Genomic DNA, 25,296 nt, shown 5'->3' on the forward strand with positions numbered 1-25,296 from the left:
TCCCTGGTGGAGCTGGCCGGGGTCAGCCGGCCCGGACCGGCTGCCGGCGCGGGTCGAGCCGGGCGACCAGGTCGACGAGCTGCCCGGTCAGCGTCGCGTCGTCGAGGACCCCGGCCAGCTCGGCCCGGACGAGGGCGTCGATGCGTTCCTGTTCGCGGCGGCCCCGGGGGGTCAGGTAGGCCCGGATACGTCGCCTGTCGAACGGGTCGATCCGGCGGTGCACCAGATTCTGGTCGACGAGCTGGTCGACGAGCTTCGTCAGGGTGCCCGGCGGCAACGACTCCTCGGTGGAGACCTCGCTCATCGGGTGGCCCTGCCCGTCGGCGAGGCGGCAGAGCACCCGCCACGCCTCGACGGTGAGCCCCTCGGTGGTGAGCACTGCGCCGACCCGGCGGGCGAGCAGCCGTTCGGCGCGGGTGAGCGCGCGCATCAGGTCGACGGGCGTCGTGGGATCGTCGGCCATGTCTCTCCCCGTTCGGTGGGTTGCCATGTTACCGAAGCGTCCCGGTTTTCGGTCGGGTCTGGTGGCCCGCCAGGGTTGCCGGCAATCATGTCAGCATGTCCGTGCCGGTGCCCGGCCCCCACGGCGTGCCGGAGCCGTTGCCCCGCTCGGGCGGCACGGCCGGGGCGGCCCCCTGGTTGACCGTCGACCGGTCGGTGGTCAGTGTCGCGCTGGTCTTTCCGATGCGGGGCCCGGCCGGCATGTTCGGCCCCACCTGCGAGCTGTGTGCCCAGTTGGCGGTGGAGGAGGTCAACCGGGCCGGCGGGGTGCTCGGCCGGGAGCTGCGGCTGGTGCCGGTCGACGGCGGTGCGCCCCCGGCCGAGGTCGCCGCCGAGGTGGAGGCGCTGGTGTCCACGGGGGCGGTGCAGGGGGTCACCGGCTGGCACATCTCCTCGGTCCGGCAGGCGGTGGCGCCCCGGATCGCGCACCGGGTGCCGTACGTCTACACCGCCCTGTACGAGGGCGGGGAGCGTACCGAGGGGGTGTTCCTGACCAGCGAGACGCCGGACGCGCAGCTCCGCCCGGCGATGCGGCTGCTGGCCCGGGAGCAGGGGGTCCGCCGCTGGTACCTGGTCGGCAACGACTACGTCTGGCCGCGCCGCACCGCGCAGGCGGCCCTGCGGTACGCCCGCGACGACGGGGCGCGGGTGTGCGGGCGGGCGTTCCTGCCGCTGGGCACCGAGGACTTCGGACCGGTGCTGCGGGAGATCGAGCGGGCCGAGGCCGACGCGGTGCTGATGCTGCTCGTCGGTGCCGACGCCGTCCGGTTCAACCGGGCCTTCGGCCGGTCCGGTCTGGACCAGCGGTGCCTGCGGTTGAGCACCCTGATGGACGAGAACATGCTGTTGGCCAGCGGCGTCGGCGGCACCCGCCGGCTGTTCAGCACGGCCGGGTTCTTCGCCGGCCTGGTCACCCGGGAGAACCTGGACTTCCACGGCGCGTTCGCCCGCCGGTTCGGGGTGGACGCGCCGCCGCTGGGCAGCCTGGGGGAGTCCTGCTACGAGGGCGTGATGCTGCTCGCCGCCCTGATCGCCCGCGCCCGCACGCTGGACGTCCGCGCCATCGGGGCGGCGGCGGACGCGGTCACCTACCACGGCCCCCGGGGCGAGTTGCAGCTGCGCCGCCGCCACGTCCGCCAACGCATCTACCTCGCCGAGGCCGACGGCCTCGACTTCACCGTCCTCGCCGAACTCTGACCCCACCCTCCCCTCCCCCTCCCACCCCTCCGGCCCCCTAGTTGTCCCCGGTGATCAAGAGGTTTGCGTCAGCTCCAGCTCCACGGCTGACGCAAACCTCTTGATCACGCGGGCCGGGCGGGCGGGCCGGGCGGGGCGGGGAGCGGCGGGGCGGGGTGTTGACAGGGGGGTGGGTGGGGGTTCTAGGATGCTTCCTGCGTGAAGTAATCGCCATTCCCGTCTATTGTTGGGCGAGCTCGGTGGTTGATGGGCCGTCCTGTGTCGGATAGGCGTAGCGCATTGTCGTGAGCGGTCATCGTCCATTGTGGCGGTGGCCTTTTTCGTATGTGTCGAGATCGGTCCGGGAAACAGTCAATTAAGGGCCGGGAAACGTGGCGGCAATCAAAGGGGCAGAGGCTTTTGCTGCCCGAAGGTCCACTGCGGACCGCCGCCGCGACGCCCCACACGTCGCTCGACGAGCCCGCCGAACTGCGCCACGACCGCACCGCCTACCAATCATTGCCAGCAATACCTGTCGGCCAGTGCGGGCCGGCACGGAAAATTATCCGGCGAACATCGCTCCGCAGGGAGAATGAATGTCACAGTTCCGGGGCCGCCGCATCCTGGCGGGCGCCTTGACCCTGATTGCCGCCGCCGCGCTCGCCGGTTGCGGCAGCAAGACCTCCGACGAGAAGTCGACCACCGGGGTCAGCGCCGACGTGTCCGGCGACACCGTCAAGGTCGGCCTGCTCAATTCGCTCTCCGGCACCATGGCCATCAGCGAGGTCACCGTGCGGGACTCCATCATGCTCGCCGTGGAGGAGATCAACGCCGCCGGTGGCGTGCTGGGCAAGAAGATCGTCCCGGTCGGTGAGGACGGCGCCTCCGACTGGCCCACCTTCGCCGAGAAGGCCGAGAAGCTGATCTCCCAGGACCGGGTCGCCGCCGTCTTCGGCTGCTGGACCTCGGCCAGCCGCAAGGCGGTCAAGCCGGTCTTCGAGAAGAACAAGGCGCTGCTGTTCTACCCGGTGCAGTACGAGGGGCTGGAGCAGTCGCCGTACATCTTCTACACCGGGGCCACCACCAACCAGCAGATCGTGCCCGGCCTGGACTACCTCAAGGCGCAGGGCAAGAAGTCGGTCTACCTGGTCGGCAGCGACTACGTCTTCCCGCGTACCGCCAACAAGATCATCAAGGCGTACGCGGCGGCGAACGGGATGACCGTGCTCGGCGAGGACTACGCCCCGCTCGGCTCCACCGAGTTCGGCACCATCGTCAACAAGGTCCGCTCGTCGAAGGCCGACGCCGTGTTCAACACCCTCAACGGCGACAGCAACGTGGCGTTCTTCAAGGAGTACACCTCCGCCGGACTGACCGCCGCGAGCATGCCCGTGGTGTCGGTGTCGATCGCCGAGGAGGAGGTCAAGGGAATCGGCACCCAGTACCTCAAGGACCAGTTGACCGCCTGGAACTACTACCAGACCACCCCCGGCGCGGCCAACCAGAAGTTCGTCGCCGCATACAAGGCCAAGTACGGCGCGGACAAGCCGACCAGCGATCCGATGGAGGCCGCCTACGTCGCGGTGTACCTGTGGAAGGCGATGGTCGACAAGGCCGGCACCTTCGAGGTGGAGAAGGTCCGGGCCGCCTCCGGCGGCATCACCTACGACGCCCCGGAGGGCCTGGTCACGGTGGACGGCCCCACCCAGCACATCGCCAAGACCGCCCGGATCGGCAAGGTCGGCGCGGACGGGCTGATCACCGAGGTGTGGAACTCGGGCAAGCCGATCACGCCCGACCCGTACCTGAAGAGCTACCCCTGGGCGAGCGGCCTGAGCTGACCGATCCCGGCCCGGGCGGGAGGCACCCCCGCCCGGGCCGACCCACCACTTCGGAGCGCGAACGTGACAGTCCTCTTCGGTCAGCTCTTCACCGGCGTCAGCATCGGCGCGGTGCTGCTGCTCATCGCCCTCGGCCTGGCGCTGACCTTCGGCCAGATGAACGTGATCAACATGGCGCACGGCGAGTTCATCATGGCCGGCGCCTACACCACCTACGTCCTGCAGCAGACCGTGACCGCCGCCGGCTGGTCGCTGCTGGTGGCGCTGCCGGTCGCCTTCGCGGTGGCCGGCACCATGGGCGTGCTGCTGGAGGTGCTGCTGATCCGCCGCCTCTACGCCCGCCCGCTGGACACCCTGCTGGTCACCTGGGGCGTCTCGCTGATGCTGCAGCAACTGGCCCGCGACGTCTTCGGCAGCCCCAACGTGCAGACCCGGGCCCCGGCGCTGCTGACCGGCAACGTGTCCCTGCCCGGCGGGCTGACCGTCGCCAACAACCGGCTGTTCATCCTGGCGCTCGCGCTGGCCGCCGTGCTGGCGCTGACCCTGGCGCTGCGGCTCACCCCGCTCGGGCGGCGCATCCGCGCGGTGGTGCAGAACCGCGACCTCGCCGCCGTCTCCGGCATCCCCACCGCGCGGGTCGACCGGACGACCTTCTTCATCGGCTCCGGCCTGGCCGGCGTCGCCGGGGTCGCGCTGACCCTGCTCGGGCCGATCGGCCCGACGATGGGCACCAACCTCATCATCGACGCCTTCCTGGTCGTCGTGGTCGGTGGCATCGGCCAGCTCAAGGGCAGCGTGATCGTCGCCTTCGCGCTGGGCGTGCTCCAGGCCACCGGCGAGTACCTCACCACGCTCAGCGTCGCCAAGGTGATCGTCTTCGTGGCGATCGTGGCGTTCCTCCAGTGGCGGCCCCAGGGGCTGTTCACCCTGCGTACCAGGAGCCTCGCATGACCGCCGCGCCGCTGGTCCGCACCGATCCCGCCAGCGCGGCCGGCACCCCGGCCGGCGGCCGGCGCGGCCGCCGGTTCGACGGCCCGGCCCGCACCGCCGCCGGGTTCGCCCTCGGCGCGGCGCTGCTGTTCGCCGTCGCCCCGCTGACCCTGTCGGACTTCCGGCTGTCGTTGCTGGCCAAGTACCTGTGCGTCGCGATGGTCGCGGTCGGCATCGGCATCGCCTGGGGCCGGGGCGGCATGCTCACCCTCGGCCAGGGGGTGTTCTTCGGCCTCGGCGGCTACGCGATGGCCATGCACCTCAAGCTCGCCGACGCCGGCCCCGGCGAGCTGCCCGACTTCATGCAGCTCTACGGCCAGCTCGACGAGCTGCCGCTGTGGTGGCGGCCGTTCGCCAGCCCGTGGATCGCGTTGCCGGCCACCGTGCTGCTGCCGATGGCCGTCGCGTTCGGCCTCGGCTCGCTGGTGTTCCGCCGCCGGGTCCGTGGCGCCTACTTCGCCATCCTCAGCCAGGCGCTCGCCGCCGCGATGGTGATCCTGCTGGTCGGCCAGCAGGGCACCACCGGCGGCACCAACGGCCTCACCGACATCCAGGGCTTCTTCGGGTACGACCTGGACGACCCGGTCAACCAGCGGATGGTCTACTTCATCATCGCCGCCAGCCTGCTCGCGTTGCTGGCGCTGGCCCGGCAACTCATCCGCAGCCGGTACGGCGAGTTGCTGGTGGCCGTCCGCGACGGCGAGGAAAGGGTCCGCTTCCTCGGCTACGACCCGGCCGGCGTCAAGCTCGTCGGCTACGTCGTGGCCGCCGGCATGGCCGGCCTGGCCGGGGCGCTGTTCGTGCCGGCGGTGGGGATCATCTCGCCCGCGTTGATCGGGATCGTGCCGTCCATCGAGTTCGTCATCGGCGTCGCGGTCGGCGGCCGGGCCACCCTGCTCGGTCCGGTGCTCGGCGCGGTGGCGGTGGCCTGGGCGCGGACCGCCCTGTCGGAACGGTTCCCGGGCACCTGGACGTACCTGCAGGGGTTGCTGTTCGTGCTGGTGGTGGCGTTCCTGCCGGGCGGCCTGGCGTCGCTGTGGGCGCTGGCCCGGCAGCGCCGGTCGGACCCGGCGGGGGCGCGGTGGTGGCGGCGGAGCCGGCCGGTCGACCCGGCCGAGACCCGGACGGAGGTGTCGGCGGCATGACCGGCCCGCAGCTCGACGGCCTGTGCGTACGCGACCTGCGGGTCACCTTCGACGGCTTCACCGCCGTCGACGGGGTCGACCTCGACGTGCCGCCCGGCGACATCCGGTTCCTGATCGGCCCCAACGGGGCCGGCAAGACCACCCTGGTCGACGCGGTGACCGGGCTGGTCCGGGCCACCGGCTCGGCCCGCTTCGGCGACCGGGAACTGCTCGGCCGCGACGTGTACCGCATCGCCCGGCTCGGCATCGGCCGCACCTTCCAGACCGCGTCGGTGTTCGAGGAACTGACCGTGGTGCAGAACCTCGACATCGCCGCCGGAGCCACCCGGAACTGGTGGACGCTGGCCCGCCGCCGGCACCGGGTGCCCGACGAGGTGGCCGCCGCGCTGGAGACGATCGGGCTGGCCGACCGGGGCGACCAGCCGGCCGGCGCGCTGGCGCACGGGCAGAAGCAGTGGCTGGAGATCGGCATGCTGCTGGTCTCCGATGCCCGGCTGCTGCTGCTCGACGAGCCGGTCGCCGGGATGAGCCACGAGGAACGCGACGCCACCGGCGCCCTGCTGGAGACGGTCAGCCGGGACCGCACCGTGGTGGTCATCGAACACGACATGGACTTCCTGCGGCGCTTCGCCCGCAGCGTGACCGTGCTGCACGCCGGCAAGGTGCTCAGCGAGGGCACCGTCGCCCAGGTCCAGGCGGACCCCCGGGTGCAGGAGGTCTACCTCGGCGTCGACACCGCACCGGAGGCGTGATGTTGGAGTTGCGTGGCGTACACGCCGGCTACGGCCGCAGCGAGGTGCTGCACGGGGTGGACGTGGCCGTCCCCGCCGACGGGGTGGCCGCCGTGCTCGGCCACAACGGCGCGGGCAAGAGCACCCTGCTGCGGGTCGCCGTCGGCCTGCTGCGCCCCCGCGCCGGCACGGTCACCCTCGACGGGGAGGACGTCACCCGGCTCGCCCCGCACCAGCGGGTCGCCCGGGGCCTGGCGTACGTCCCGCAGGGGCAGCAGTGCTTCCCGCACCTGACGGCGGCGGAGAACCTGCGGCTGGTGGCCGACGGCCGGCGCGACGGGGCCGCCGCCACCGCCGAGGCGCTGGACCTGTTCCCGGCGCTGCGTCCCCTGCTGCGGCGGCGGGCCGGCCTGCTCTCCGGCGGCCAGCGGCAGCAGTTGGCCATCGCCCGCGCGCTGGTCACCCGACCCCGGCTGCTGCTGCTCGACGAACCCACGGAGGGCATCCAACCGTCGGTGGTCGCCGAGATCCAGGACCGGATCGTCGGGTTGGCCACCGGGGCCGGCATCCGGGTGCTGCTGGTGGAGCAGCACCTCGGCTTCGCGCTGCGGGTGGCGACCCGGCATTACGTGCTGGAGTCCGGCCGGGTCACCGCCAGCGGCGACGGCGGCCGGGACGCCGAACGGTCGGTCCGCCAGGCGCTCGCGGTCTGAGAGTGCCGGCGTGGTCAGGCCAGCCGGATGTCGTCGCCGTCGACGGTCACCGCCCGGGGCGGCAGCGGGCTGCCGGCCGGGCCGCTGCGCACCGCGCCGTCGGCGATGCCGAAGACGCTGTTGTGGCAGCCGCAGACGATGGTGCCGTCCTTGACCGAGGTGACCGTGCAGCCCTGGTGGGTGCAGGTCGCCGAGAACGCCTTGATGGTGCCGGCCGCCGGCTGGGTCACCACCACCCCCTCGGCCTTGAAGATCTTGCCGCCGCCGACCGGGATGTCCGCCACCGCGGCCAGCGCCGCCGGGGCGGGCGGCTGTTCGCCGCCCCCGGCGGGGGAGCCGCTCGCCCCGGCGGACGGCCCGGCCGGTGCGCTGCCGCCCGGCGAGGCGTCGGCCGGCGCGGCGGCCGATCCGCCGGTCTGCGGCGCCGCGGCCGGCGAGGTCGGCTCGCCGTACGTCTGGCAGCCGGTGAGCAGGGCGGTCACGCCCACCCCACCGGCACCGGCCAGCACCGCCCGTCGGGACGCGCAACCGGCCCCACGCTCGTCGCACATCTGCCCGTCGTTCCTCTCCCGTGTCACGAGCCCGTCACGTCCCCACCCCGAAGGTGGTGAAGTACCACAGCGACGAGGTCACCCAGATCCCCATCAGGACGGTGAACACCAACCCGCCGACGACCGGCAGCACCCACCCGGCCAGCCCCCGCTTGGGCAGCGCCAGCATCTTCATGGTGAACACCCCGAAGAAGAGGCAGCCGAGCAGCGAGTGCAGCAGGGTCCGCAGGTCGTAGTCGGCGAAGCCCAGCGCGTAGAGGCAGTGCACCGCCACCGGAACGGTCAGCAGGAACGCCACCCGGCCGCTCCACCGGTGCAGCCCACCCGCCCAGGAGGGCGAGAAGCCACCGAGCCGGCCCCACATCGCCAACGCGCTGAGCAGCTGTACCACGGCGAAGAGGGCCGCCCCGGTGCCCAGCCAGACCTTGACCGCCTGCGGGCTGGAGAAGCCGGCCACGTTGACCGCGATCCCGGTGGGCTGGTGCATCCGGCCGTACGCCCCGAGGGCCACCGCGACCGCCGCCCCGACCAGCAGCGGTACGAGCACCGAGGCGGGCGGGGCACCGGAGCCGGTGGACGGCGCGGCGACCGGGTCGGGCGGGGTCGGGGCGGGTGGGGGGTCGGACAGGACCCGGACGGACGGCCCGTCGTCGAAGTCGCGTCCCACGTCGGTCTCGAACCTGCGGCGTGCCGTCGTCATCACGCACCGGACCCCGGGTCGGCCACGACCGGCGACGCGGTGACGGTCCGGCCGTCGAGGATGGTGGTGCCGAACGCGGGGTCCAGCGGCGGGGCCGGCACCGGCGCGCCGTCGCGGGTGACCACCCCGATCTGGCTGCCGTCGGGCAGCATGATCCAGCCGCCGTCGACACCGGCGCGGCGCTGCTGGGCGGTGGCCCGGTAGAGCACCGGGTCGGGCTTGCCGGTCTGCTTGGCGGTGAACTTCCACCGGCGCTGACCGACCACCATCTCGCCGGAGGCGACCCCGTCGCCGAACGACCCGGTGAGGACCTCACCCTTCTTGCCGGTCAGCTTCATCCGGCCGTCGGCGGCGGTGCCGTTGAGCCACACCTCCAGCTTCCTGCCGTCGCAGACGTACGCCACCGCCTTGCCGTCGGTGACGGTGATCGCGATGGTGGCACCGCCGTCGAGCCGTCCGGTCCAGTTGGAGTCGGCCTGCTTCGCCGGTGGCGCCGTGGTCGGCGGCGTGGTCTGCGCCGGGCCGGGCTGGCCGCCCGCCGGTGCCGCCGGGGTGGCCTCCGGTTCGGCGGCCGGGTCGGCATCCGGTTCGGCCGCGGGGGCGGCGGGCGACGCCACGGTGGCACCGGGCGGGCTCGTCGCGGGCGCGGCCGCACCGGCATCGACCGTACGCGGCGCCGCCTGGGCGCTCATCGCGAACAGGACGGCGGCCATGCCCGTCCCGGTCAGCAGGGTGAGCAACGGGGTCGTGCGCTTCATGAGCAGCTCCCTTCACCGGGTGGTACGAAGCCGGGGCGTCGGTCGTTCAATGTCGGGACGAGAACCTGTGATCGCCGGTGGTCGGGTGCCCGGTCCATCACCGACGGTGATCGTCCCGGGTGGCCGGTAGGGTGTCGGGATGGCCGCCGCGTTCCCGTACCGCCCCGGGACCGGGTGACCGGTGTCGTCCGTGCCTGTTCCCACCCGGCGGCGTGCCGCCGATCCCGGCCCCGTCGGCCCCGCCGGCCTCGCCCAGTGGTGTGCCCGGATCGCCCGGTCGCGCCCCTTCGAGGCGGCGATCGTGGTGCTCATCATGGCCAACGCGGCGGTCCTCGGGGTGGAGACCTACCCGGATCTCGGTGCGGCCCGACCGGCGTTGCACTGGCTGGAGCTGAGCTTCCGGGCGGCCTTCGTCGCCGAGATCGCCGTCCGGGTGCTGGCGTACGGGCGTCGGCCGCAGGACTTCCTGCGGCACGGCTGGAACGTGTTCGACCTGGTGGTGATCGCGGCGATCTTCCTGCCCGGGCTGCACGGCGACTCGGCGCTGCTGCGGGTCGTCCGGGTGGCCCGGGTGCTGCGCCTGGTGCGTTTCTCGCCCGGTCTGCGCACCATCGTGGCCGCGCTGTGGCGCAGCCTGCCCGGTGTCGGCGGGTTCCTCGCGCTGGCCATGGTGACCCTCTACGTCTACGGCATGGCCGGCTGGCTGATCTTCGGCCGGGCCTACCCGGAGCAGTACGGCGACATCGGCCGGTCGCTGCTGACCCTGTTCGTGCTGCTGTCCCTGGAGACCCTGCCGGATCTGGTGGAGCAGGGGATGGCGCTGTCCCCGTGGACCCTCGTCTACTACGTCAGCTACGTGCTCATCACGGTCAACCTGCTGCTGAACATCCTGATCGCGGTCATCGTGAACTCGATGGAGGAGGCCCGCCGGCTGGAGATGACCGAGCGGCTGGCGCCCGGCTACGACGCGGACGGCGACGGGGTGCCCGACGAGGTGGACCGGATCGCCCTGACCCAGCGCCTGGACGACCTGCGGGCGGTGATCGCCGAGCTGGAACGCGAGCTGCGCATCGACCGGGACGACCCGGCGAGCCGGCACCGGTCGGCCGAACGCACCGACGCCCGTTGACGACGGGCGTCGGCACCCGCCGCGGACGTGTCGGCCGTTGACCGGGCCGGTGCCGGTCGGCGCAACCGCGACCCTCGGCCCGAGGACCGCCGAGGGTCCGTCGGCACCGCCTCTGACGTCCAGGTTTCCCGAATGATGGGACGATGGAGGTGGGCGATCACGCCCTGATCATGATAGGGATGAAGGGGCGCGCGGCCGTTACCGGCCGGACGCCCCTTCGATATTGGGCGAAGGAGGTCGGTGTGCGGTTCGAACGTACGGTCATTCACGGGGTCGGACTCTGCCAGCGCTTCGCCACCGCGCACGGCCAGTGGGCCAGCGTCATCTCCCACCCCGGCGGACGCCGCGACATCGTGATATACCACCCCGACGACACCGACACCGCGATCGGCACGCTGGTGCTCGACCAGTCCGAGGCGCAGGCCGTCGCCGGGGTGCTCAACCAGGCGGTCACCGTCGACCACCTCGCCGAGCTGGAACGCCGGCTCCCCGGCGTCACCGTCGTGCGAATACCCGTCGCCGTGGGCGGCGCCGGGGACGGAAAGCGTTGGCGGGACACCGCGTTGTCCGGCCTGCCGCTGTCGCTGCTGGCGGTGGTCCGCGCCGGCCGGGTCGTGCCGACCCCCGGTGACGACTACGTCCTGCTCGCCGGTGACGAGGTCGTCGTCGCGGGTGCGGAGGCGACCACCACGACCGCCGTGGACGTGTTCGCCGGTCACTGACCGGGCACCATCACCGACCGACCAACCACTGGTGACGCCACCGCCGCGGTGGCCGTGCGACCCGGGGACGCCCGTCCCCGAGCCGCCGGTTCCGCACCGCCCCGAACGGGCCGGTGGCCGCCGACACTGATCTTCGAGGAGGGTATGTGCTGGTCCTGGTGGCGGTCCACGCACTGGCAGCCGTGGTCGCCCCGGGGCTGGTACGTCGCTTCGGACGCCGTGCGCTCTACGCCGTCGCGCTCGCCCCGGCCGCCACGCTGGTCTGGGCACTGACCCGTACCGGTGCGGTCCGGGCCGGCGAACCGGTGGTGGAGACCTGGCCGTGGGTGCCCCGGATCGGTCTGGAACTGGCCCTGCGGATGGGCACCCTGTCCTGGCTGATGGTGGTGCTCGTCGGCGGGGTCGGCGCGCTGGTGCTGGCGTACAGCGCCAGGTACTTCCGCTCCGACGACCCCGGACTGGGCCGTTTCGCCGCGGTCTTCGTCGCCTTCGCCGGTTCCATGCTCGGCCTGGTCGTCTCCGACGACCTGCTGCTGCTCTACGTGTTCTGGGAGCTGACCACCGTCTTCTCGTACCTGCTGATCGGCTACGACCCGGCGAAGCGGGCTAGCCGCCGGGCCGCCATGCAGGCGCTGCTGGTCACCACCCTGGGCGGGCTCGCCATGCTGGCCGGGTTCGTCATGCTCGGCCAGCACGCCGGCAGCTACCGCTGGTCGGTCGTCGCCACCGACCTGCCCGGCGGCGGCTACCTGGTCACCGCGCTGATGCTGATCCTGCTCGGCGCGCTCAGCAAGTCGGCGATCGTGCCGTTCAGCTTCTGGCTGCCCGGCGCGATGGCCGCGCCCACCCCGGTCAGCGCCTACCTGCACGCCGCCGCGATGGTCAAGGCCGGGGTGTTCCTGGTCGCCCTGCTCGGCCCGGCCGTCGCCGACGTCACCGCCTGGCGGGTGGTGCTGCTCGGCACCGGCCTGGCCACCCTCTTCCTCGGTGCCTGGGTGGCGCTGCGCCAGACCGACCTGAAACTGCTCCTCGCCTACGGCACGGTCAGCCAGCTCGGGCTGCTGATGGTGGTCCTGGGTGCCGGCAGCCGCGACGCCGCGCTGGCCGGCGCGGCGATGGTGCTGGCGCACGCCCTGTTCAAGGCCACCCTGTTCCTCGTCGTCGGGATCGTCGACCACACCACCGGCACCCGGGACCTGCGCGAACTCAGTGGCCTCGGCCGGCGCGCGCCGGTGCTGACCGGGGTCGCCGTGCTGGCCGCCGCCTCGATGGCCGGGCTGCCGCCGATGGCCGGCTTCGTCGCCAAGGAGGCCGCGTTCGAGGCGTTCCGGCACGGGGGTACGGCCGACCTGCTGGTGCTGGCCGGGGTGGTGGCCGGGTCGGCGCTGACCGTGGCGTACACGCTGCGGTTCCTGTGGGGCGCGTTCGCCGCCAAGCCGGGGGTCGCGCCGACCGACCCGCGCCCGGCGGGCCGGTCGTTCCTCGCCGCCCCGGCGCTGCTCGCCGTGGCGGGGCTGGCCGTCGGCGTCGCCGCCCCGGCGTTCGACGGGCTGCTCGCCCCGTACGCCGACGGCTTCTCCTCGACCGCGCCCGGCTACCACCTGGCGCTGTGGCACGGCCTCACCCCCGCGCTGGGGCTGTCCGCCCTCGCGGTGACGGCCGGCGTCGGGCTGTTCCTGCTGCTGCACCTCCGACGGCTGCGGGCGACCCGGTGGACCCCGGTCGACGGCGCGGCCGGCTACGAGCGGCTGGTCGCCGGGGTGGACCGGCTCGCGGTGGAGCTGACCGGCGCCACCCAGCGCGGTTCGCTGCCGTTCTACCTCGGGATCATCCTGGTGGTGCTGGTCGTCCTGCCCGGTGGCGCGCTGCTCACCGGCGGGCCCTGGCCCCGGGAGTTCCGCGCCTGGGACACCCCGTTGCAGGCGGTCGCCGCCGCCCTGGTGATCGTCGCCGCGGTGATGGCCGCCCGCGCGCTGCGCCGGCTCACCGCGATGATCCTGGTCGGTGTCGCCGGCTACGGCACCGCGCTGATGTTCGTCCTGCACGGCGCACCGGACCTGGCGCTGACCCAGTTCCTGGTGGAAACCGTCACCATCGTCATGTTCGTGCTGGTGCTGCGCCGGCTGCCGGTGAAGTTCTCGGCCCGGCCCATCCGCCGCAGCCGGCGCGGCCGGATCGCCATCGGCGTCGCCGTCGGCGCGGTCGTGTCCGGGATGGCCTGGGTCGCGTCCAGCGGCCGGCTGGCCACCCCGATCTCCGAGCGGTTCCCCGACGAGGCGGTCTCCTACGGCGGCGGCAAGAACGTGGTCAACGTGACCCTGGTCGACATCCGCGCCTGGGACACCATGGGCGAGATCGCGGTGCTGGTGGTGGCCGCCACCGGGGTGGCCAGCCTGATCTTCCGCCGCTCCCGTGACCTGGACCGGCGCAGCGCCGTCCCCGGCCCCCGACCGGCGGCCACCGGCGGGCCGCGCTGGCTGACCGCCGGCTTCGAGGCGCACCGGCACTCGGTGATCCTCCAGGTGGTCACCCGGCTGCTGTTCCACGCCATCGTGCTGTTCTCGGTCTATCTGCTCTTCTCCGGTCACAACGCCCCCGGGGGCGGGTTCGCCGCCGGGCTGGTCGCCGGCCTGGCCCTGGCCGTGCGCTACCTGGCCGGTGGCCGGCGGGAACTCAACGCCGCCGCGCCTGTCGACGCCGGGGCGGTGCTCGGCGCGGGGCTCTTCCTCGCCGTGGGCACCGGGGTGGCCGCGATGCCGCTGGGCGGGGAGTTCCTGCAGAGCGCGGTGCTCGACCTGCACCTGCCCCTGCTCGGCAAGGTCCACTTCGTCTCGTCGGTCTTCTTCGACGTCGGCGTCTACCTGATCGTGGTGGGCCTGGTGCTGGACATCCTGCGCAGCCTCGGCGCCGAGATGGACCGCCAGCAGGAGGACGCCCACGACGACGTACGGGACAAGGAGCTGGTGTGACCCCCAACCTCACCTACATCGTGGTGGTCGGCGTGCTCTTCGCCGCCGGGGTGACCCTGCTGCTGGAACGCAGCCTCACCCGGGTGCTGATGGGTGTCATCCTGCTCGGCAACGGCGCCAACCTGCTGCTGCTCACCGGGGGTCGGGCCGGTGGCCCGCCGATCGTCGGCACCACCGACGCCGCCGAGATGAGCGATCCGCTGCCCCAGGCGATGGTGCTCACCGCCATCGTCATCACCCTCGGCATGACCGCGTTCCTGCTGGCGCTGTCGTACCGCAGCTGGCACCTCAACGGCCACGACGAGGTGCAGGACGACGTGGAGGACCGCCGGATCATGGACCTGGCCGACCGGGACGAGGGGCCGGGCACCGACGACGCCGACCAGCCCGACTCCGACGACCAGCTCGACGGCGACGGCCGGCCCGATCCGGACAGCCGGCGGCCCTCGGCGGCCTCGGTGGCGGCGGCCGGCCAGCGGGGGAGGGACGCGTGAACTACCTCGTCCCGCTGCCGGTGGTGATGCCGCTGCTCGGCGCGGCCCTGACCCTGCTGCTGGCCAGCCGACCCCGCGCGCAGCGGTGGGTCAGCCTCACCGTGCTCACCGCGACCGTCGCGGTGGCCGCCACCCTGCTGGTCCGCTCCTCGATCGACGGGCCGCTCGTCGTCGAGGTCGGCGGCTGGGTCGCGCCGCTGGGCATCGTGCTCGTCGCCGACCAGCTCGCCGCGCTGATGCTGGTGGTCTCCGCTTCCGTCACCCTCTGCGTGCTGGTGTACTCCATCGGGCAGGGCATGGCCGACGGGCACGAGGAGACCCCGCTGTCGGTCTACCACCCCACCTACCTGGTGCTGACCGCCGGGGTGTGCAACGCGTTCCTCTCCGGCGACCTGTTCAACCTCTACGTCGGCTTCGAGATCCTGCTGGTCGCCAGCTACGTGCTGCTCACCCTGGGCAGCACCGAGACCCGCATCCGCGCCGGCACCACGTACGTCGTGGTCAGCCTGCTGTCGTCGCTGATCTTCCTGGTGGCGATCGGGCTGGTCTACTCGGCCACCGGCACCCTCAACCTGGCCCAGCTCGTCGACCGGCTCGACGCGCTCCCCGACGACCTGCGGCTGGTGCTGCAGGGCATGCTGCTGCTCGCCTTCGGCATCAAGGCGGCGGTCTTCCCGCTGTCGGCGTGGCTGCCCGACAGCTACCCCACCGCGCCCGCGCCGGTCACCGCCGTCTTCGCCGGCCTGCTTACCAAGGTCGGCGTGTACGCCATCATCCGCACCGAGACGCTGCTGTTCCCCGGCGGCCGGACCGCCGACCTGCTGCTGGTGGTGGCGGCGTTGACCATGCTGGTCGGCATCCTGGGCGCGGTCGCCCAGTCCGACATCAAACGACTGCTGTCGTTCACCCTGATCAGCCACATCGGGTACATGCTGTTCGGGGTGGGGCTCAGCTCGTCGCTCGGGTTGGCCGCCGCGATCTTCTACGTGGTGCACCACATCACCATCCAGACCACCCTGTTCCTCGCCGCCGGGCTGGTCGAGCGCCGGGGCGGCAGCACCGCGCTGGACCGCCTCGGCGGGCTGGCCCGGCTGTCGCCGCTGCTCGCCGTGCTGTTCTTCGTGCCCGCGTTGAACCTGGCCGGCATCCCCCCGTTCTCCGGCTTCCTGGGCAAGCTCGGGCTGGTCCAGGCCGGGGTGGACGACGGCGGCGTGCTGGCCTGGGTGCTGGTCGCCGGTGGGCTGCTGACCAGCCTGCTCACCCTCTACGCCATCGCCCGGGTGTGGAACCTGGCGTTCTGGCGTCGTCCGCACCCGGAGATGCCCGAGCCGCAGGACAGCGTGCACACCGTCCGCACCGACGGGGTGGAGCAGCCCTACCGGGGGCCCGACCGCGACGCCCACCCGGGCGCGATGCTGCCCCGCCTGATGATCGCGCCGACGGTCGCCCTGGTGGTGCTGGGGCTGGGGCTGACCGTGGTGGCCGGGCCGCTGTTCGACCTCAGCTCCGACGCCGCCGACGACCTGCTGCGGCGCACCCCGTACGTCGAGGCCGTCTACCCCGGGGGGACCCCGTGAGCCACGATCCGCCACCACAGCGCCCCTCGGACCGGTCGCCGCCGCCCGGGGAGCCGTCGCCGCCGCTTCCCGGGGGTGGGCCGGCCCCGGAGCATCCGGAGGACCGGCCGCTGACCCGGGCTGCCCGCCGCCGCAACCAGGCCGTCGCGATGATCGTCCTGGTCACCGTCTGGGTGCTGCTCTGGGGGACGCTGAGCTGGGCCAACGTGCTCGGTGGGCTGGTCGTGGGGCTGGTGGTGCTGACCGTCTTCCCGCTGCCCCCGGTGACCTTCGCCGGGCGGGTGCACCCGGTGCCGCTGCTGCGGTTCGCCCTGCGCTTCCTGCGTGACCTGGTGGTGGCCAGCGTCCAGATCGCGGCCCTGGCGCTGCGGTTCGGGCACCCCCCGCTGGGCGCGATCATCGCGGTGCGGCTGCGGGTCCGCTCCGACCTCAACCTCACGCTGACCGCCGAGGCGCTGTCCCTGGTGCCCGGCAGCCTCATCGTCGAGGTCGACCGGGACGCCGGCATCCTCTACGTCCACGTGCTCGGGGTGCGCGACCGGGCCGAGGTCGAACGCTTCCGCGACGGCGTGCTGGAGTTGGAGGGCCGGCTGATCGCGGCGATCGGCTCGGCGCAGGAGCAGCGGCTGATCCGGGAGCACACACCGTCCACCCTGGAAGGGAGTTCGAGATGACCGCTGTCGCCGTGATCGTCACCGTGCTGCTGGCGGTGGCCGGCGCGCTCACCCTCACCCGGATCGTCCGGGGGCCGTCGGTGCTCGACCGGGCGGTCGCCACCGACGTGCTGCTGGCGATCGTGGTGGCCGCCGTGGCGACCGAGGCCGCGTACAGCCGGGACGCGACCGCGCTGCCGATCCTGGTGGTGCTGGCCATCCTCGGCTTCGTCGGCTCGGTCAGCGTCGCCCGCTTCGCCACCCGCCGGGACGACAGGTGAGCGTCGACGCGGTGCTGGACGTGGTGGCTGCGGCCTGCCTGCTGGGCGGCGCGCTGCTCAGTCTCGCCGCCGGGGTCGCCCTGGTCCGCTTCCCCGACCTGCTGTCGCGGATGCACGCCGCCGCCAAGCCACAGGTGCTCGGCCTGCTGCTGGTGCTGCTCGGCTGCGCGCTGCGGCTGCGGACCGGGGTGGACGTCACCACGCTGGTGCTGGTCGGCGCGTTCCAGTTGGCCACCGCGCCGGTCGCCGCGCACATGATCGGCCGGGCCGGCTACCCGCACGACCGGATCCGCACCGACCTGCTGGTCACCGACGAACTCGCCGCCCACCTCGACCGGCTGCACGCCGACCGGCGGCCCTGACCCCGGCGGCCCCGTGGCCCGGCCGCCGCGGGGCCGCTCATGGACCGATCGAGTGGTATCGACCACCCCGTCGACACCGCCGGATCGCCGCAGATGCGCCGCACGTCGCCTCGGGGTCGGGTCAGGGCGCCTCGACGACCTCCCGGCCGAGCGGCCAGAACGCCGCCGGGACGAGCTTGAAGTTGGCGATGCCGAACGGGATGCCGATGATCGTGACGCAGAGCGCGATCCCGGCGAGCAGGTGGGACAGCGCCAGCCACCAGCCGGCGAGCAGCACCCACAGCACGTTCGCCAGCCCGGACGGGACGCCGGCCCCGGGCTTGGTGACCAGGGTCCGGCCGAACGGCCACAGCGAGTACGAGGCGAGCCGCAGCGACGCCACCCCGAACGGGATGGTGATGATGAGCACGAAGCAGACCACCGCCGCGATGAAGTAGCCGAGGGCCAGCACGATTCCGCCACCGAGGATGAGCCACAACAGGTTCAGGATGAAGCGAATCATTACTCCATAGTGACGGGTGCGTGCCACCGCGTCACCGTTCCATGATCTTATGTTCCCATGATCACTCCCACTCCTCTCATGCACCTCGTCGCCGGCGTCTGGGGCTTCAAGACCCTCGCCGTCGGGGTCGAGTTCGGCCTGTTCACCAGGCTGGCCGGCGGGCGGACCGTCACCGTGGCCGAGGCCGCCGCCGAGTTCGGGCTCGACGAACGCCCCGCCGACCTGCTGCTGTCGGCCAGCGCGTCGCTGGGGCTGCTGGACAAGGCCGGTGACGGCTACCGCAACTCCGCGCTGGCCGAACAGTTCCTGGTCGAGGGGCGGCCCTACTACTTCGGTGCCCAGGTGCGCTACTCCGACCTGCGTACCTACCTGCCCTGGCACCGGGTGGGCGAGGCGCTGCGCGGCAACCGGCCGCTCACCTGGGACCCGCAGCAGCAGGACTCCCTGTTCGACACCACCGACCCGGAGCTGGTGGCCCAGTTCTGGGACGCCATGTTCGCCACCTCCCGGTTCACCGCCCGCGCGCTGGCCGACGCGTACGACTTCGGCGCGCACCGCCGGCTGCTCGACGTCGGCGGTGGCGCGGGGGCGTTCCCGATCGAGTTCTGCCTGCGGCTGCCGGAGCTACGGGCGACGGTCCTGGACCTGCCGCACGTGTGCGTGCGGGCCGGGGAGCGGATCGCGGAGGCGGGCCTGACCGACCGGATCGGCACGGTCGCCGGTGACTTCCTCGCCGACCCGGCCCTGCCCGACGGGCACGACGTGATCCTGCTCAGCATGATCCTGCACGACTGGGACGAGCCGACCAACCGGGCGCTGCTAGCCCGCTGCCACGCCGCGTTGCCCCCCGGCGGGATGATCGTCATCTCCGAACTGCTGCTCAACGACGAGCGCACCGGACCGCCGGAGGCCGCCCTGATGGGCATGAACATGCTCGTCGAGACCGAGGGCGGCAAGAACTACTCCGGCGCGGAGTACCGGGCCTGGTTGACCGACGCCGGCTTCGTCGACGTGCGTACGGTGCCGTTCGAGGCCCCCGGCGCGAACGGCGCGGTGCTGGCCCGCCGCCCCTGACCGGCCCACCGGGGCCGGCGGGACCGTCCGCCGGCCCCGGCGTCCACCGGGGAATCATCCCGGCTTGTACGCGGTGACCAGTTCCCACCCGCCGGGCAGCACCGCCACCCGGGTGAACCCGACCTCGGTGAGCAGCCCGGTGTAGAACTCGACCTCCCGCAGCCGGCTGACGCAGCTGTCCACGCCGATCAGGAAGTAGCTCCAGAAGAACTGCACGGCCAGCCGGTCCGGGGTGCGGAACTCCTCGGCGACGAGCAGCAACCCGCCCGGCTCCAGCGCCGCGTACGCCTGCTCCACCAGGCGGCGGGCGACGTCGTTGGGCCAGTCGTGCAGCACCCGGACGAACGCCATCGCGTCGTAGCCCGTCGGCAGCGGCCCGGCCAGGAAGTCGCCGCCGACGAAGCCCAGCCGGTCGGGGTGCCCCCGGTCGACCCGGGTGGCCGCCACCAGGGGTGCCACCGCCGGCAGGTTGAACACGTCGGCCCGCAGGGCGGGGGCGGTGTCGAGGACGTGTGCGGCGAGGGTGCCGTCACCACCGCCGACGTCCAGCAGGCGTCGCCGGTCCGACCAGAGCCGGTCGGCGTGCCGACGCAGCGTCTCGATCACCGGGCCGAGCCCGGCGGCCATGCTGCGTTCGAAGTCGGCGGTCTGCGCGTCGGTCTTCGGCGGCCAGGCGAAGTCGTCGTCGCTCATGCCGACCTCGCCGCGCAGGCTCTCGGCGAGCCGGCCGTGCAGCAGCCGCCACGGGTAGCGGTCCCGGTCCCGTTCGATCGCGTCCGGGCCGACCACCGCCAGCACGGCGTCGCGCAGTCCCGGCACCGCCCGGTAGCTGGCTCCGGCGATGTCGTCGTCGGGTTCGTGCCGGGTGACGCAGCCGAGGCTCTCCAGACAGTCGAGGAACTTGTAGAGCCGCAGCGGGCGCACCGCGAACCGCTCGGCCAGCGCGTCCAGGCGGACCGGGCCGGGTTCCAGCGCGTCGAGCAGGCCGAGGGCCAGCGCGGTCTCCAGCACGTCGACGGCCTTGGGACCATTGACGAGCAGGCTCATCAGCGCCCGGGGGGACAGGGTGACGCTCACCGGCCCAGCTCCTCGACCAGCGCGTCCATGAACGCGTCGACCTCGTCGAGGGTGTTGTAGACGTGCGGTCCGATCCGCAGCCAGCCCCGCCAGGTGCAGATCATGTTGCGTGCGGCCAGCCGCCGCTTGACCTCCTCGCCGTCGGGGACGTCCAGGCAGACCACCCCGCCCCGGCGGTCCGGGTCGGTGGGGCTGACCACGGTGACGCCGGCCGCCGCCGCCCGGTCCAGGACCCGCTGGGTCAGCGCCAGCGAGTGCGCCCGGATCGCCCCCATCCCGACGCCCGCGAGCAGGTCCAGGCCGACCTGGGAGATCAGTGAGGTCAACGGGTACGGCGTGCCGCCGGCGAAGCGTTGCGCCCCCGCCGCCCACCCGGTCGACACCCGGAAGGTCAACGCCCGGTCGCCGGCCTGCCACCCGGTCGCCGCCGGTTCCAGCCGCTCGGCCAGGTCGGGGCGGACGTAGAGGAAGGCGGTGCCGGCCCCGCACAGCCACTTGTGCGCGCCGCCGAGGACGACGTCGACGCCGAGCGCGGTCACGTCCAGCGGGACCGCGCCGACGGTCTGGAAGGCGTCCACCACCACCAGGGCGCCGACGGCGTGGGCGCGGGCGACAAGCCGGGCCAGGTTGATGGTGGCCCCGGAGGAGAAACTCGCATGGGGTACGCAGACCAGCAGCGTCCGCTCGTCGATGCGGGCTTCGAGGGCGTCCTCGTCGAACCGGGGGCCGCCGGTGCCGACCACGTCGAGCCGCGCGCCGTAGCGGCGGAACGCGGTGCCGATGAACGGCACCGTCGGGTACTCCAGGTCGGTGGTGACGATCCGGTCGCGCGGCGGCCGGTAGTCGAAGCAGGACAGCACCCGGACCAGCAGGGTGCTCAGGTTGGCGTCGGTGACCACGCTGCCCGGTGGTGCGCCGAGCAGCGCGGCGACCGAGTCGGCGTACCGGTCGAGGCCGACGTGCCAGCCGTGCCACACCTCGTCGCGCCAGTCGCGCAGGGTCGCCCAGTAGTCGGCGAGCACCCCCTCGACGCCCCGGGGCGCCGCGCCGGTGGAGTTGTTGCCCAGGTAGACGCAGGTTTCCAGCAGCGGGAACTCGGCGCGCAGGGCGGCGTGTGCGGCGGCATCCAGGCAACGCGCCGGGTGGGTCGCGGGTGCGCTCACTCGCAGCAGCCTCCGATCGGATCGGTCCGGGGTGGACGGTTGTCGGTGGACACGGTGGTGAAGACCGGGACGGCGCGGACGGCCGCCAGGTAGGGGGTGCCCTCGGTGTAGCCGGTGCCGGAGCGCGCACCGAGCATCCGGACCGCCAGCCGGTGGTGGGTGCGTCGCCAGGTCAGCACCGCCTCGGCGAAGGCCGCCATCTGCTGCCGTACCAGGTCGAGGTCGGGCCCCCGCAGCGAGCCGGCCCGGACCGCCGCGCGGTAGGCCCGGTCGATCGACGGCTGGCCGGCCCGCACCACCTCGCGTACCTCCGGCACCGACCGGTAGGCGGTGGAGTCCAACCGCTCCGGCTCCGGCGTACGGCACAGCGACTCCATGAGCTTGTACGAGCGGGACTGGATGGCGCTGGCCCCCTCGGTGTACTCGCGGAATGTCCGGAACGCCGCCGGTTGCATGGTGGCCAGCAGGGAGAACAGCGTCCCGGCGCCGCTGATCAGCTCCCGGGCGTACGCCAGCCGGCCGGCGGCCGGGCGGGGCCGGCCGGTGTCCAACGCGGCGATGGTGCCCCGCAGTTCCTCGGCGACCCCGGCGAAGACGCACTCGTAGGCCTGGAGGACCCGGATGAACAGGTACTCGTCGTGGGAGACGTAGACCGGCAGCATGCTCAACGCCAGGGTGCGTTCCCGGGCGGGGTCGCGGCCGGTGACGGCGAGCCGGTGCAGCGCCACCGCTGCCGCGACCGGGTCCCGCTCGGTGACCGCCCCGGCCAGGCCGAGCCGGGTGAGGGCCGACGCGACGGCGCGGACCCCGAGCCGGCACCGCTTGGCCGACAGTGCCGGTCCGGGCCGCTGCTCGGGAAGCAGGTCGATGGCGTCGGTCGAGGCGGCCAGCTCGAAGGCGAGGGCGTCGGCGACGAGGTCGACCAGGAGCCGGTCCCGTTCCCGCCGCCCGCCGCCCGACCCCGGCCTGTCGACCTCCTCGGCCGCCCGCCCGCCCGGTCCGGCCTCCGGGGCGACGGTGGACAGGGGGAGCAGGGGCAGGGCCAGGTAGCTGCGGTAGTCGTACCGGCCGTCCCACTTGTCGAGCGCCACGTCGAGGAAGGCGGACAACTCGCGGGCGGGGATGGTCCGCGCGTTCACCCGGGCGCGCGCGGCGTCCAGCTGGACGAGGAGTTCCTTTTTGACGAAGTGTTTACCGACACGATGAAATTCGGTGACCACTGCCTGGTAGGGGAATTGCTCGGGATCGGCCGTACCGGACGACCAGCTCGTCAGCTCACGCACGAACCGCACCTCGTGGGGGTATCTGTCACAGGGAGCGCCGACGATTTTTCGAGTGGCGCGGCTCGTCATGCCTCTGCGGTGCCCGAATGCGCCGCCACCGGGACGTCGGCGTCCGGCCGGGGCGGGCGCAGCTCGGGAAAGAACCGGTGTTCGAGGAGCTTGGCGAGCACGTTCGCCGCGCTGCCCGGGGTGCCGCCGGGGGCGTGCCCACCGACCCGCAGGGCGACCTCGTAGTGGCGTACCCGCCACTGGTGGACCTGCTCGTCCCAGGCGATCATCGCCTCGGCGAGCCGTCGGGTCGGGTCGCTCGGTGCCAGCGCGTCGAGCCTGCCGCCCCGGGTGGCGAGGTGCCCGGCGAAGACCCGGCCGAGCTGTCTGCTGACCGTCGCGGCCCGCCGCCAGCCGGGCGACTCGGCGCCGGAACCGTTGCCCAGCGCGGGTTGCATCGTCTGGAAGTCGACGGGCGACAGGTGCCGGAACATCTCCAGCTGGTCGGTGACCAGTCGCACCGCGAGCGTCGCGCGGGCCAGCAGCGCCGCCGCCGCGACCGGGTCGGCGGCCCCGGTCCGCGCGACGGCGGCGGTCAGCTCGGCCTCGGCCAGCTTCAGCCACAGCTCGGCGGACTGGTGCACCACCTGGAAGAGCAGCTCGTCGCGGTGGAGCATCTCCTCCGGGCGGCGTTGCAGGGCGAGCAGCTCGTCGGTGCGCATGTAACGGGCGTAGTCCGTGGAGCCGTCGCCCGGCAGTACCGGTGACTGGTCACGTTTCACGACTGTCCCTTCTCCTGAACACCGGCGCGCACGGGACCGGCACTCGACAGCGGCAATTATTCAACGACGAACGGCAATGTGTCACCCCCTGTTCCACGATTAGTGATCCTCGGCGCTCCGAGCGAATCGCCGCCTTTGCGATCGGATCCTGGTCGGCTATCAGAACTAATTACGTGAGTCAATACCATGGCGTGCCTGACGGGTCACAGGTCGGCGGCCCGGGATGCGGTCGCCGATCGGCCGGTGACCGGGTGCGGTTTTCCGGTGTGCCGTTCCGGTGTCGCCGCCGGTGTGGGGCGTCTCCGGTGGGGCATTGCTCCGGGTGGTCGTTTGCATACTTTCCGAAGTTGTGATGGGGTCTGGCGGAATCGTCGCCGAGGGTGCCGTTTCGACAGCGAAACGTGACGGGCCCGCCGGGCCGGTCGCCCGGAAGGAGTGCCATGACCACTGCGCCGACCTCCACCTCGTGCCGCGTCGACGGCTTCGGGGAGGTGTCCCTCCGGCCGGTGGATCCCGACCGGGACGTCGCGGTCATCCACGACTGGGTGACCCGGGAGCGGTCCCGGTTCTGGGGCATGGGCGGGGCCAGCCGGGAGCGGGTCCGCGAGATCTACGCGTACCTCGACTCGTTGACCACCCACCACGCCTACCTGGCCCACCGGGACGGCCGGCCGGTGGCGCTGTTCCAGACCTACGAGCCGGCGGCCGACCCGGTCGGGCGGTGCTACGACGTACGCCCCGGCGACTTCGGTATCCACCTGCTCATCGGTCCGCCGGACGACGGCCCGGAACCCGGCTTCACCGGCGTGCTCCTCGACGTGTTCCTCGCGTTCGTGCTGGCCGACCCGACGCGGCTGCGGATCGTCGCCGAACCGGACGCCCGCAACGCCCGCGCCATCGACCGGCTGGTCCGGGCCGGCTTCGTGCCCGGTCCGGAGATCGAGCTGCCGGAGAAGCGGGCCCGGCTGCTCTTCCTCGACCGCGCCGCCCGGGCCCGTTGACCAGGGTCGGGGCCGCTCGGGCAGGGGGTGACGTGCCCCGAACGGGGGGTGGGTGACCCACGTCGCCATTCACGTTGTTGGTTAGGTTAGCCTCACCTACGTGCTTAGTGATCGAGTTCGCCCGGCGGGGGAGCGGCACCACCCGACCGGCACCGGGACCCTGCCCGTCGCGCCCTGGCGGCTGTTCGACGTCCAGGTACGCGCGGCGCGTCGGCTCAGCCCGTCGTTTCTGCGGGTCACCTTCACCGGCCCCGACCTCGACCGGTTCGCCGACAACGGGTACGACCAGCGGATCAAGCTGGTGCTACCGGTGCCCGGCCGACCCGGCGTCCACCTGCCCGGCGGCGACGACTGGTACACCCACTGGCGCGCCCTGCCCGAGCAGGAGCGCTGCCCGATCCGCACGTACACCGTCCGGGCGGTCCGGCAGCACCTGGCCGAGGTGGACGTGGACCTGGTGCTGCACGGCGACCACGGCCCGGCGGGCCGGTGGGCGCTGCGGGTCCGCCCCGGCGACGAGGCCGGGCTGCTCGGACCCGACGCCGGCCACGACGGCGAGCACGGCGGCATCGAGTTCCGCTCGCCGCCCGCCGGCCGGCTGCTGCTGGCCGGTGACGAGACCGCCGTGCCCGCCATCAGCGCCATCCTGGAACGCCTGCCCCTCGACGCCCGGGGCGAGGTGCTGCTCGAGGTGCCGGACCCGGCCGACGTCCTGCCGGTGGCCGCCCCGCCCGGCGTCACCGTGAGCTGGCTGGCCCGCGCCGGCGGCGGCCACGGCAGCAGGCTGCTGCCCGCCGTGGCCGCGGCGGCGCAACGGCTGCTGTCGGGCACCGGGACGACGCCCGCCGGGGCGGTCGTCGACGTCGACGTCGACGTGGCTCCGCTGTGGGAGGTGCCGGCCCCGACCGCGCCCGTGCCCGTCTACGCCTGGCTGGCCGGGGAGGCCGGTGTCATCCGCGCGCTGCGCCGGCACCTCGTCGTCGAGCGGGGCGTGGACCGCCGCGCCGTCGCCTTCATGGGGTACTGGCGGCTGGGGCGCGTGGACCCGGCCTGAGCCGTGACCGACGGCTGTGACCCGCGTTACCTCTGCGTGGAGCGGGAATCAGAGCAGCAGGTCAGGATTTGAAGCCAGG

At 73.1% G+C, this 25,296-nt stretch carries 26 protein-coding genes; 17 read left to right on the forward strand and 9 right to left on the reverse strand.

Annotation, left to right across the window (positions count from 1 at the left end; translation table 11 throughout):
• Positions 1 to 22: 22 nt before the first annotated feature.
• Complete coding sequence (locus ACN268_RS04745; protein ID WP_204924370.1) at positions 23 to 463, reverse strand: MarR family winged helix-turn-helix transcriptional regulator; 441 nt, start codon at positions 461 to 463, stop codon at positions 23 to 25.
• A 95-nt stretch (positions 464 to 558) separates the two neighbouring features.
• On the opposite strand from ACN268_RS04745, the gene ACN268_RS04750 reads away from it, so the two are divergent.
• The 6 genes from ACN268_RS04750 to urtE all read left to right on the forward strand — a co-directional run bounded on the left by ACN268_RS04750 (position 559) and on the right by urtE (position 7,097).
• Positions 559 to 1,698 carry a substrate-binding domain-containing protein gene (locus ACN268_RS04750; RefSeq protein WP_421481901.1) on the forward strand — a complete coding sequence of 380 codons (1,140 nt, stop codon included), beginning with the start codon at positions 559 to 561 and terminating at the stop codon, positions 1,696 to 1,698.
• Positions 1,699 to 2,273: 575 nt separating this feature from the next.
• Entirely contained in the window at positions 2,274 to 3,518 is a 1,245-nt protein-coding gene (gene urtA / locus ACN268_RS04755; RefSeq protein WP_421481902.1) for an urea ABC transporter substrate-binding protein, read from the forward strand.
• A 63-nt stretch (positions 3,519 to 3,581) separates the two neighbouring features.
• A complete protein-coding gene (urtB, locus tag ACN268_RS04760; RefSeq protein WP_421481904.1) occupies positions 3,582 to 4,469 on the forward strand; it encodes an urea ABC transporter permease subunit UrtB in 888 nt (295 codons plus the stop codon).
• A complete protein-coding gene (urtC, locus tag ACN268_RS04765) occupies positions 4,466 to 5,653 on the forward strand; it encodes an urea ABC transporter permease subunit UrtC (protein ID WP_421481905.1) in 1,188 nt (395 codons plus the stop codon). Before urtB ends, urtC begins: the two co-directional genes overlap by 4 nt.
• Positions 5,650 to 6,405, forward strand: coding sequence for an urea ABC transporter ATP-binding protein UrtD (gene urtD, locus ACN268_RS04770; RefSeq protein WP_421481906.1), 756 nt, complete (start codon positions 5,650 to 5,652; stop codon positions 6,403 to 6,405). Before urtC ends, urtD begins: the two co-directional genes overlap by 4 nt.
• On the forward strand, positions 6,405 to 7,097 hold the full coding sequence (gene urtE / locus ACN268_RS04775) for an urea ABC transporter ATP-binding subunit UrtE (RefSeq protein WP_421481907.1): 693 nt from the start codon (positions 6,405 to 6,407) through the stop codon (positions 7,095 to 7,097). Before urtD ends, urtE begins: the two co-directional genes overlap by 1 nt.
• Positions 7,098 to 7,111: 14 nt before the next feature.
• Here the strand turns inward: urtE and ACN268_RS04780 are convergent, their stop codons facing one another.
• Genes ACN268_RS04780 through ACN268_RS04790 form a run of 3 tightly spaced genes read right to left on the reverse strand, consistent with a single transcriptional unit; the run spans position 7,112 to position 9,106 of the window.
• Positions 7,112 to 7,675: a Rieske (2Fe-2S) protein gene (locus ACN268_RS04780; protein ID WP_421481908.1), complete on the reverse strand. Its 564-nt coding sequence runs from the start codon at positions 7,673 to 7,675 to the stop codon at positions 7,112 to 7,114.
• A gap of 7 nt (positions 7,676 to 7,682) precedes the next feature.
• The gene (locus ACN268_RS04785) at positions 7,683 to 8,348 is read right to left on the reverse strand and encodes a DUF6529 family protein (RefSeq protein WP_421481909.1); all 666 of its coding nucleotides are present in this window, start codon (positions 8,346 to 8,348) and stop codon (positions 7,683 to 7,685) included.
• Positions 8,348 to 9,106: a hypothetical protein gene (locus tag ACN268_RS04790; RefSeq protein ID WP_421481910.1), complete on the reverse strand. Its 759-nt coding sequence runs from the start codon at positions 9,104 to 9,106 to the stop codon at positions 8,348 to 8,350. The genes ACN268_RS04785 and ACN268_RS04790 overlap by 1 nt, the downstream gene beginning before the upstream one ends.
• Positions 9,107 to 9,296: 190 nt before the next feature.
• Here ACN268_RS04790 and ACN268_RS04795 point away from each other — a divergent pair, with 190 nt between their 5' ends.
• The 8 genes from ACN268_RS04795 to mnhG all read left to right on the forward strand — a co-directional run bounded on the left by ACN268_RS04795 (position 9,297) and on the right by mnhG (position 17,293).
• Positions 9,297 to 10,235, forward strand: a complete 939-nt coding sequence (locus ACN268_RS04795) for an ion transporter (protein ID WP_421481911.1) — start codon at positions 9,297 to 9,299, stop codon at positions 10,233 to 10,235.
• 242 nt (positions 10,236 to 10,477) lie between these two features.
• Positions 10,478 to 10,957 (forward strand): hypothetical protein, encoded by a 480-nt coding sequence (locus ACN268_RS04800; RefSeq protein WP_421481912.1) that lies wholly within the window; start codon positions 10,478 to 10,480, stop codon positions 10,955 to 10,957.
• A 146-nt stretch (positions 10,958 to 11,103) separates the two neighbouring features.
• Positions 11,104 to 13,926, forward strand: coding sequence for a Na+/H+ antiporter subunit A (locus ACN268_RS04805; protein WP_421481913.1), 2,823 nt, complete (start codon positions 11,104 to 11,106; stop codon positions 13,924 to 13,926).
• Positions 13,923 to 14,420 (forward strand): Na(+)/H(+) antiporter subunit C, encoded by a 498-nt coding sequence (locus ACN268_RS04810; protein ID WP_421481914.1) that lies wholly within the window; start codon positions 13,923 to 13,925, stop codon positions 14,418 to 14,420. The genes ACN268_RS04805 and ACN268_RS04810 overlap by 4 nt, the downstream gene beginning before the upstream one ends.
• Entirely contained in the window at positions 14,417 to 15,997 is a 1,581-nt protein-coding gene (locus tag ACN268_RS04815) for a Na+/H+ antiporter subunit D (protein ID WP_421481916.1), read from the forward strand. The genes ACN268_RS04810 and ACN268_RS04815 overlap by 4 nt, the downstream gene beginning before the upstream one ends.
• A gap of 110 nt (positions 15,998 to 16,107) precedes the next feature.
• The gene (locus tag ACN268_RS04820; RefSeq protein WP_421486809.1) at positions 16,108 to 16,671 is read left to right on the forward strand and encodes a Na+/H+ antiporter subunit E; all 564 of its coding nucleotides are present in this window, start codon (positions 16,108 to 16,110) and stop codon (positions 16,669 to 16,671) included.
• Positions 16,668 to 16,931 (forward strand): monovalent cation/H+ antiporter complex subunit F, encoded by a 264-nt coding sequence (locus ACN268_RS04825; protein WP_088645903.1) that lies wholly within the window; start codon positions 16,668 to 16,670, stop codon positions 16,929 to 16,931. The genes ACN268_RS04820 and ACN268_RS04825 overlap by 4 nt, the downstream gene beginning before the upstream one ends.
• Positions 16,928 to 17,293: a monovalent cation/H(+) antiporter subunit G gene (mnhG, locus tag ACN268_RS04830; RefSeq protein WP_145920159.1), complete on the forward strand. Its 366-nt coding sequence runs from the start codon at positions 16,928 to 16,930 to the stop codon at positions 17,291 to 17,293. The genes ACN268_RS04825 and mnhG overlap by 4 nt, the downstream gene beginning before the upstream one ends.
• Positions 17,294 to 17,414: 121 nt before the next feature.
• Here mnhG and ACN268_RS04835 read toward each other — a convergent pair whose 3' ends face one another.
• Positions 17,415 to 17,795 (reverse strand): YccF domain-containing protein, encoded by a 381-nt coding sequence (locus tag ACN268_RS04835; protein WP_421481917.1) that lies wholly within the window; start codon positions 17,793 to 17,795, stop codon positions 17,415 to 17,417.
• 57 nt (positions 17,796 to 17,852) lie between these two features.
• Between ACN268_RS04835 and ACN268_RS04840 the strand changes: the two genes are divergently transcribed.
• Entirely contained in the window at positions 17,853 to 18,869 is a 1,017-nt protein-coding gene (locus ACN268_RS04840; RefSeq protein ID WP_421481918.1) for a methyltransferase, read from the forward strand.
• A 54-nt stretch (positions 18,870 to 18,923) separates the two neighbouring features.
• Here ACN268_RS04840 and ACN268_RS04845 read toward each other — a convergent pair whose 3' ends face one another.
• Genes ACN268_RS04845 through ACN268_RS04860 form a run of 4 tightly spaced genes read right to left on the reverse strand, consistent with a single transcriptional unit; the run spans position 18,924 to position 23,162 of the window.
• Positions 18,924 to 19,946, reverse strand: a complete 1,023-nt coding sequence (locus ACN268_RS04845) for a methyltransferase (protein ID WP_421481919.1) — start codon at positions 19,944 to 19,946, stop codon at positions 18,924 to 18,926.
• A complete protein-coding gene (locus ACN268_RS04850; RefSeq protein ID WP_421481921.1) occupies positions 19,943 to 21,109 on the reverse strand; it encodes an aminotransferase class V-fold PLP-dependent enzyme in 1,167 nt (388 codons plus the stop codon). The genes ACN268_RS04845 and ACN268_RS04850 overlap by 4 nt, the downstream gene beginning before the upstream one ends.
• The gene (locus tag ACN268_RS04855; protein WP_421481922.1) at positions 21,106 to 22,401 is read right to left on the reverse strand and encodes a tryptophan 2,3-dioxygenase family protein; all 1,296 of its coding nucleotides are present in this window, start codon (positions 22,399 to 22,401) and stop codon (positions 21,106 to 21,108) included. Before ACN268_RS04855 ends, ACN268_RS04850 begins: the two co-directional genes overlap by 4 nt.
• 56 nt (positions 22,402 to 22,457) lie before the next feature.
• Positions 22,458 to 23,162: a tryptophan 2,3-dioxygenase family protein gene (locus ACN268_RS04860; RefSeq protein WP_421481923.1), complete on the reverse strand. Its 705-nt coding sequence runs from the start codon at positions 23,160 to 23,162 to the stop codon at positions 22,458 to 22,460.
• A 440-nt stretch (positions 23,163 to 23,602) separates the two neighbouring features.
• On the opposite strand from ACN268_RS04860, the gene ACN268_RS04865 reads away from it, so the two are divergent.
• Both ACN268_RS04865 and ACN268_RS04870 read left to right on the forward strand, forming a co-directional pair.
• On the forward strand, positions 23,603 to 24,163 hold the full coding sequence (locus ACN268_RS04865; protein WP_421481924.1) for a GNAT family N-acetyltransferase: 561 nt from the start codon (positions 23,603 to 23,605) through the stop codon (positions 24,161 to 24,163).
• Between the two features lie 100 nt (positions 24,164 to 24,263).
• A complete protein-coding gene (locus tag ACN268_RS04870) occupies positions 24,264 to 25,217 on the forward strand; it encodes a siderophore-interacting protein (protein WP_421481925.1) in 954 nt (317 codons plus the stop codon).
• Positions 25,218 to 25,296: the final 79 nt, after the last annotated feature.

Origin of the sequence: Micromonospora sp. WMMD735, assembly GCF_049178995.1 — a bacterium.
Lineage (GTDB): Bacteria > Actinomycetota > Actinomycetes > Mycobacteriales > Micromonosporaceae > Micromonospora > Micromonospora wenchangensis.

What these genes read in the sequence shown, in the direction of transcription:
- urtA (WP_421481902.1), top strand. Translation starts at nt 2,274, where the DNA reads ATGTCACAGTTCCGGGGCCGCCGCATCCTGGCGGGCGCCTTGACCCTG.
- ACN268_RS04750 (WP_421481901.1), top strand. Translation starts at nt 559, where the DNA reads ATGTCCGTGCCGGTGCCCGGCCCCCACGGCGTGCCGGAGCCGTTGCCC.
- urtE (WP_421481907.1), top strand. Translation starts at nt 6,405, where the DNA reads ATGTTGGAGTTGCGTGGCGTACACGCCGGCTACGGCCGCAGCGAGGTG.
- urtD (WP_421481906.1), top strand. Translation starts at nt 5,650, where the DNA reads ATGACCGGCCCGCAGCTCGACGGCCTGTGCGTACGCGACCTGCGGGTC.
- ACN268_RS04785 (WP_421481909.1), bottom strand. Translation starts at nt 8,348, where the DNA reads ATGACGACGGCACGCCGCAGGTTCGAGACCGACGTGGGACGCGACTTC.
- ACN268_RS04865 (WP_421481924.1), top strand. Translation starts at nt 23,603, where the DNA reads ATGACCACTGCGCCGACCTCCACCTCGTGCCGCGTCGACGGCTTCGGG.
- ACN268_RS04790 (WP_421481910.1), bottom strand. Translation starts at nt 9,106, where the DNA reads ATGAAGCGCACGACCCCGTTGCTCACCCTGCTGACCGGGACGGGCATG.
- urtC (WP_421481905.1), top strand. Translation starts at nt 4,466, where the DNA reads ATGACCGCCGCGCCGCTGGTCCGCACCGATCCCGCCAGCGCGGCCGGC.
- ACN268_RS04745 (WP_204924370.1), bottom strand. Translation starts at nt 463, where the DNA reads ATGGCCGACGATCCCACGACGCCCGTCGACCTGATGCGCGCGCTCACC.
- ACN268_RS04840 (WP_421481918.1), top strand. Translation starts at nt 17,853, where the DNA reads ATGATCACTCCCACTCCTCTCATGCACCTCGTCGCCGGCGTCTGGGGC.
- ACN268_RS04835 (WP_421481917.1), bottom strand. Translation starts at nt 17,795, where the DNA reads ATGATTCGCTTCATCCTGAACCTGTTGTGGCTCATCCTCGGTGGCGGA.
- ACN268_RS04825 (WP_088645903.1), top strand. Translation starts at nt 16,668, where the DNA reads ATGACCGCTGTCGCCGTGATCGTCACCGTGCTGCTGGCGGTGGCCGGC.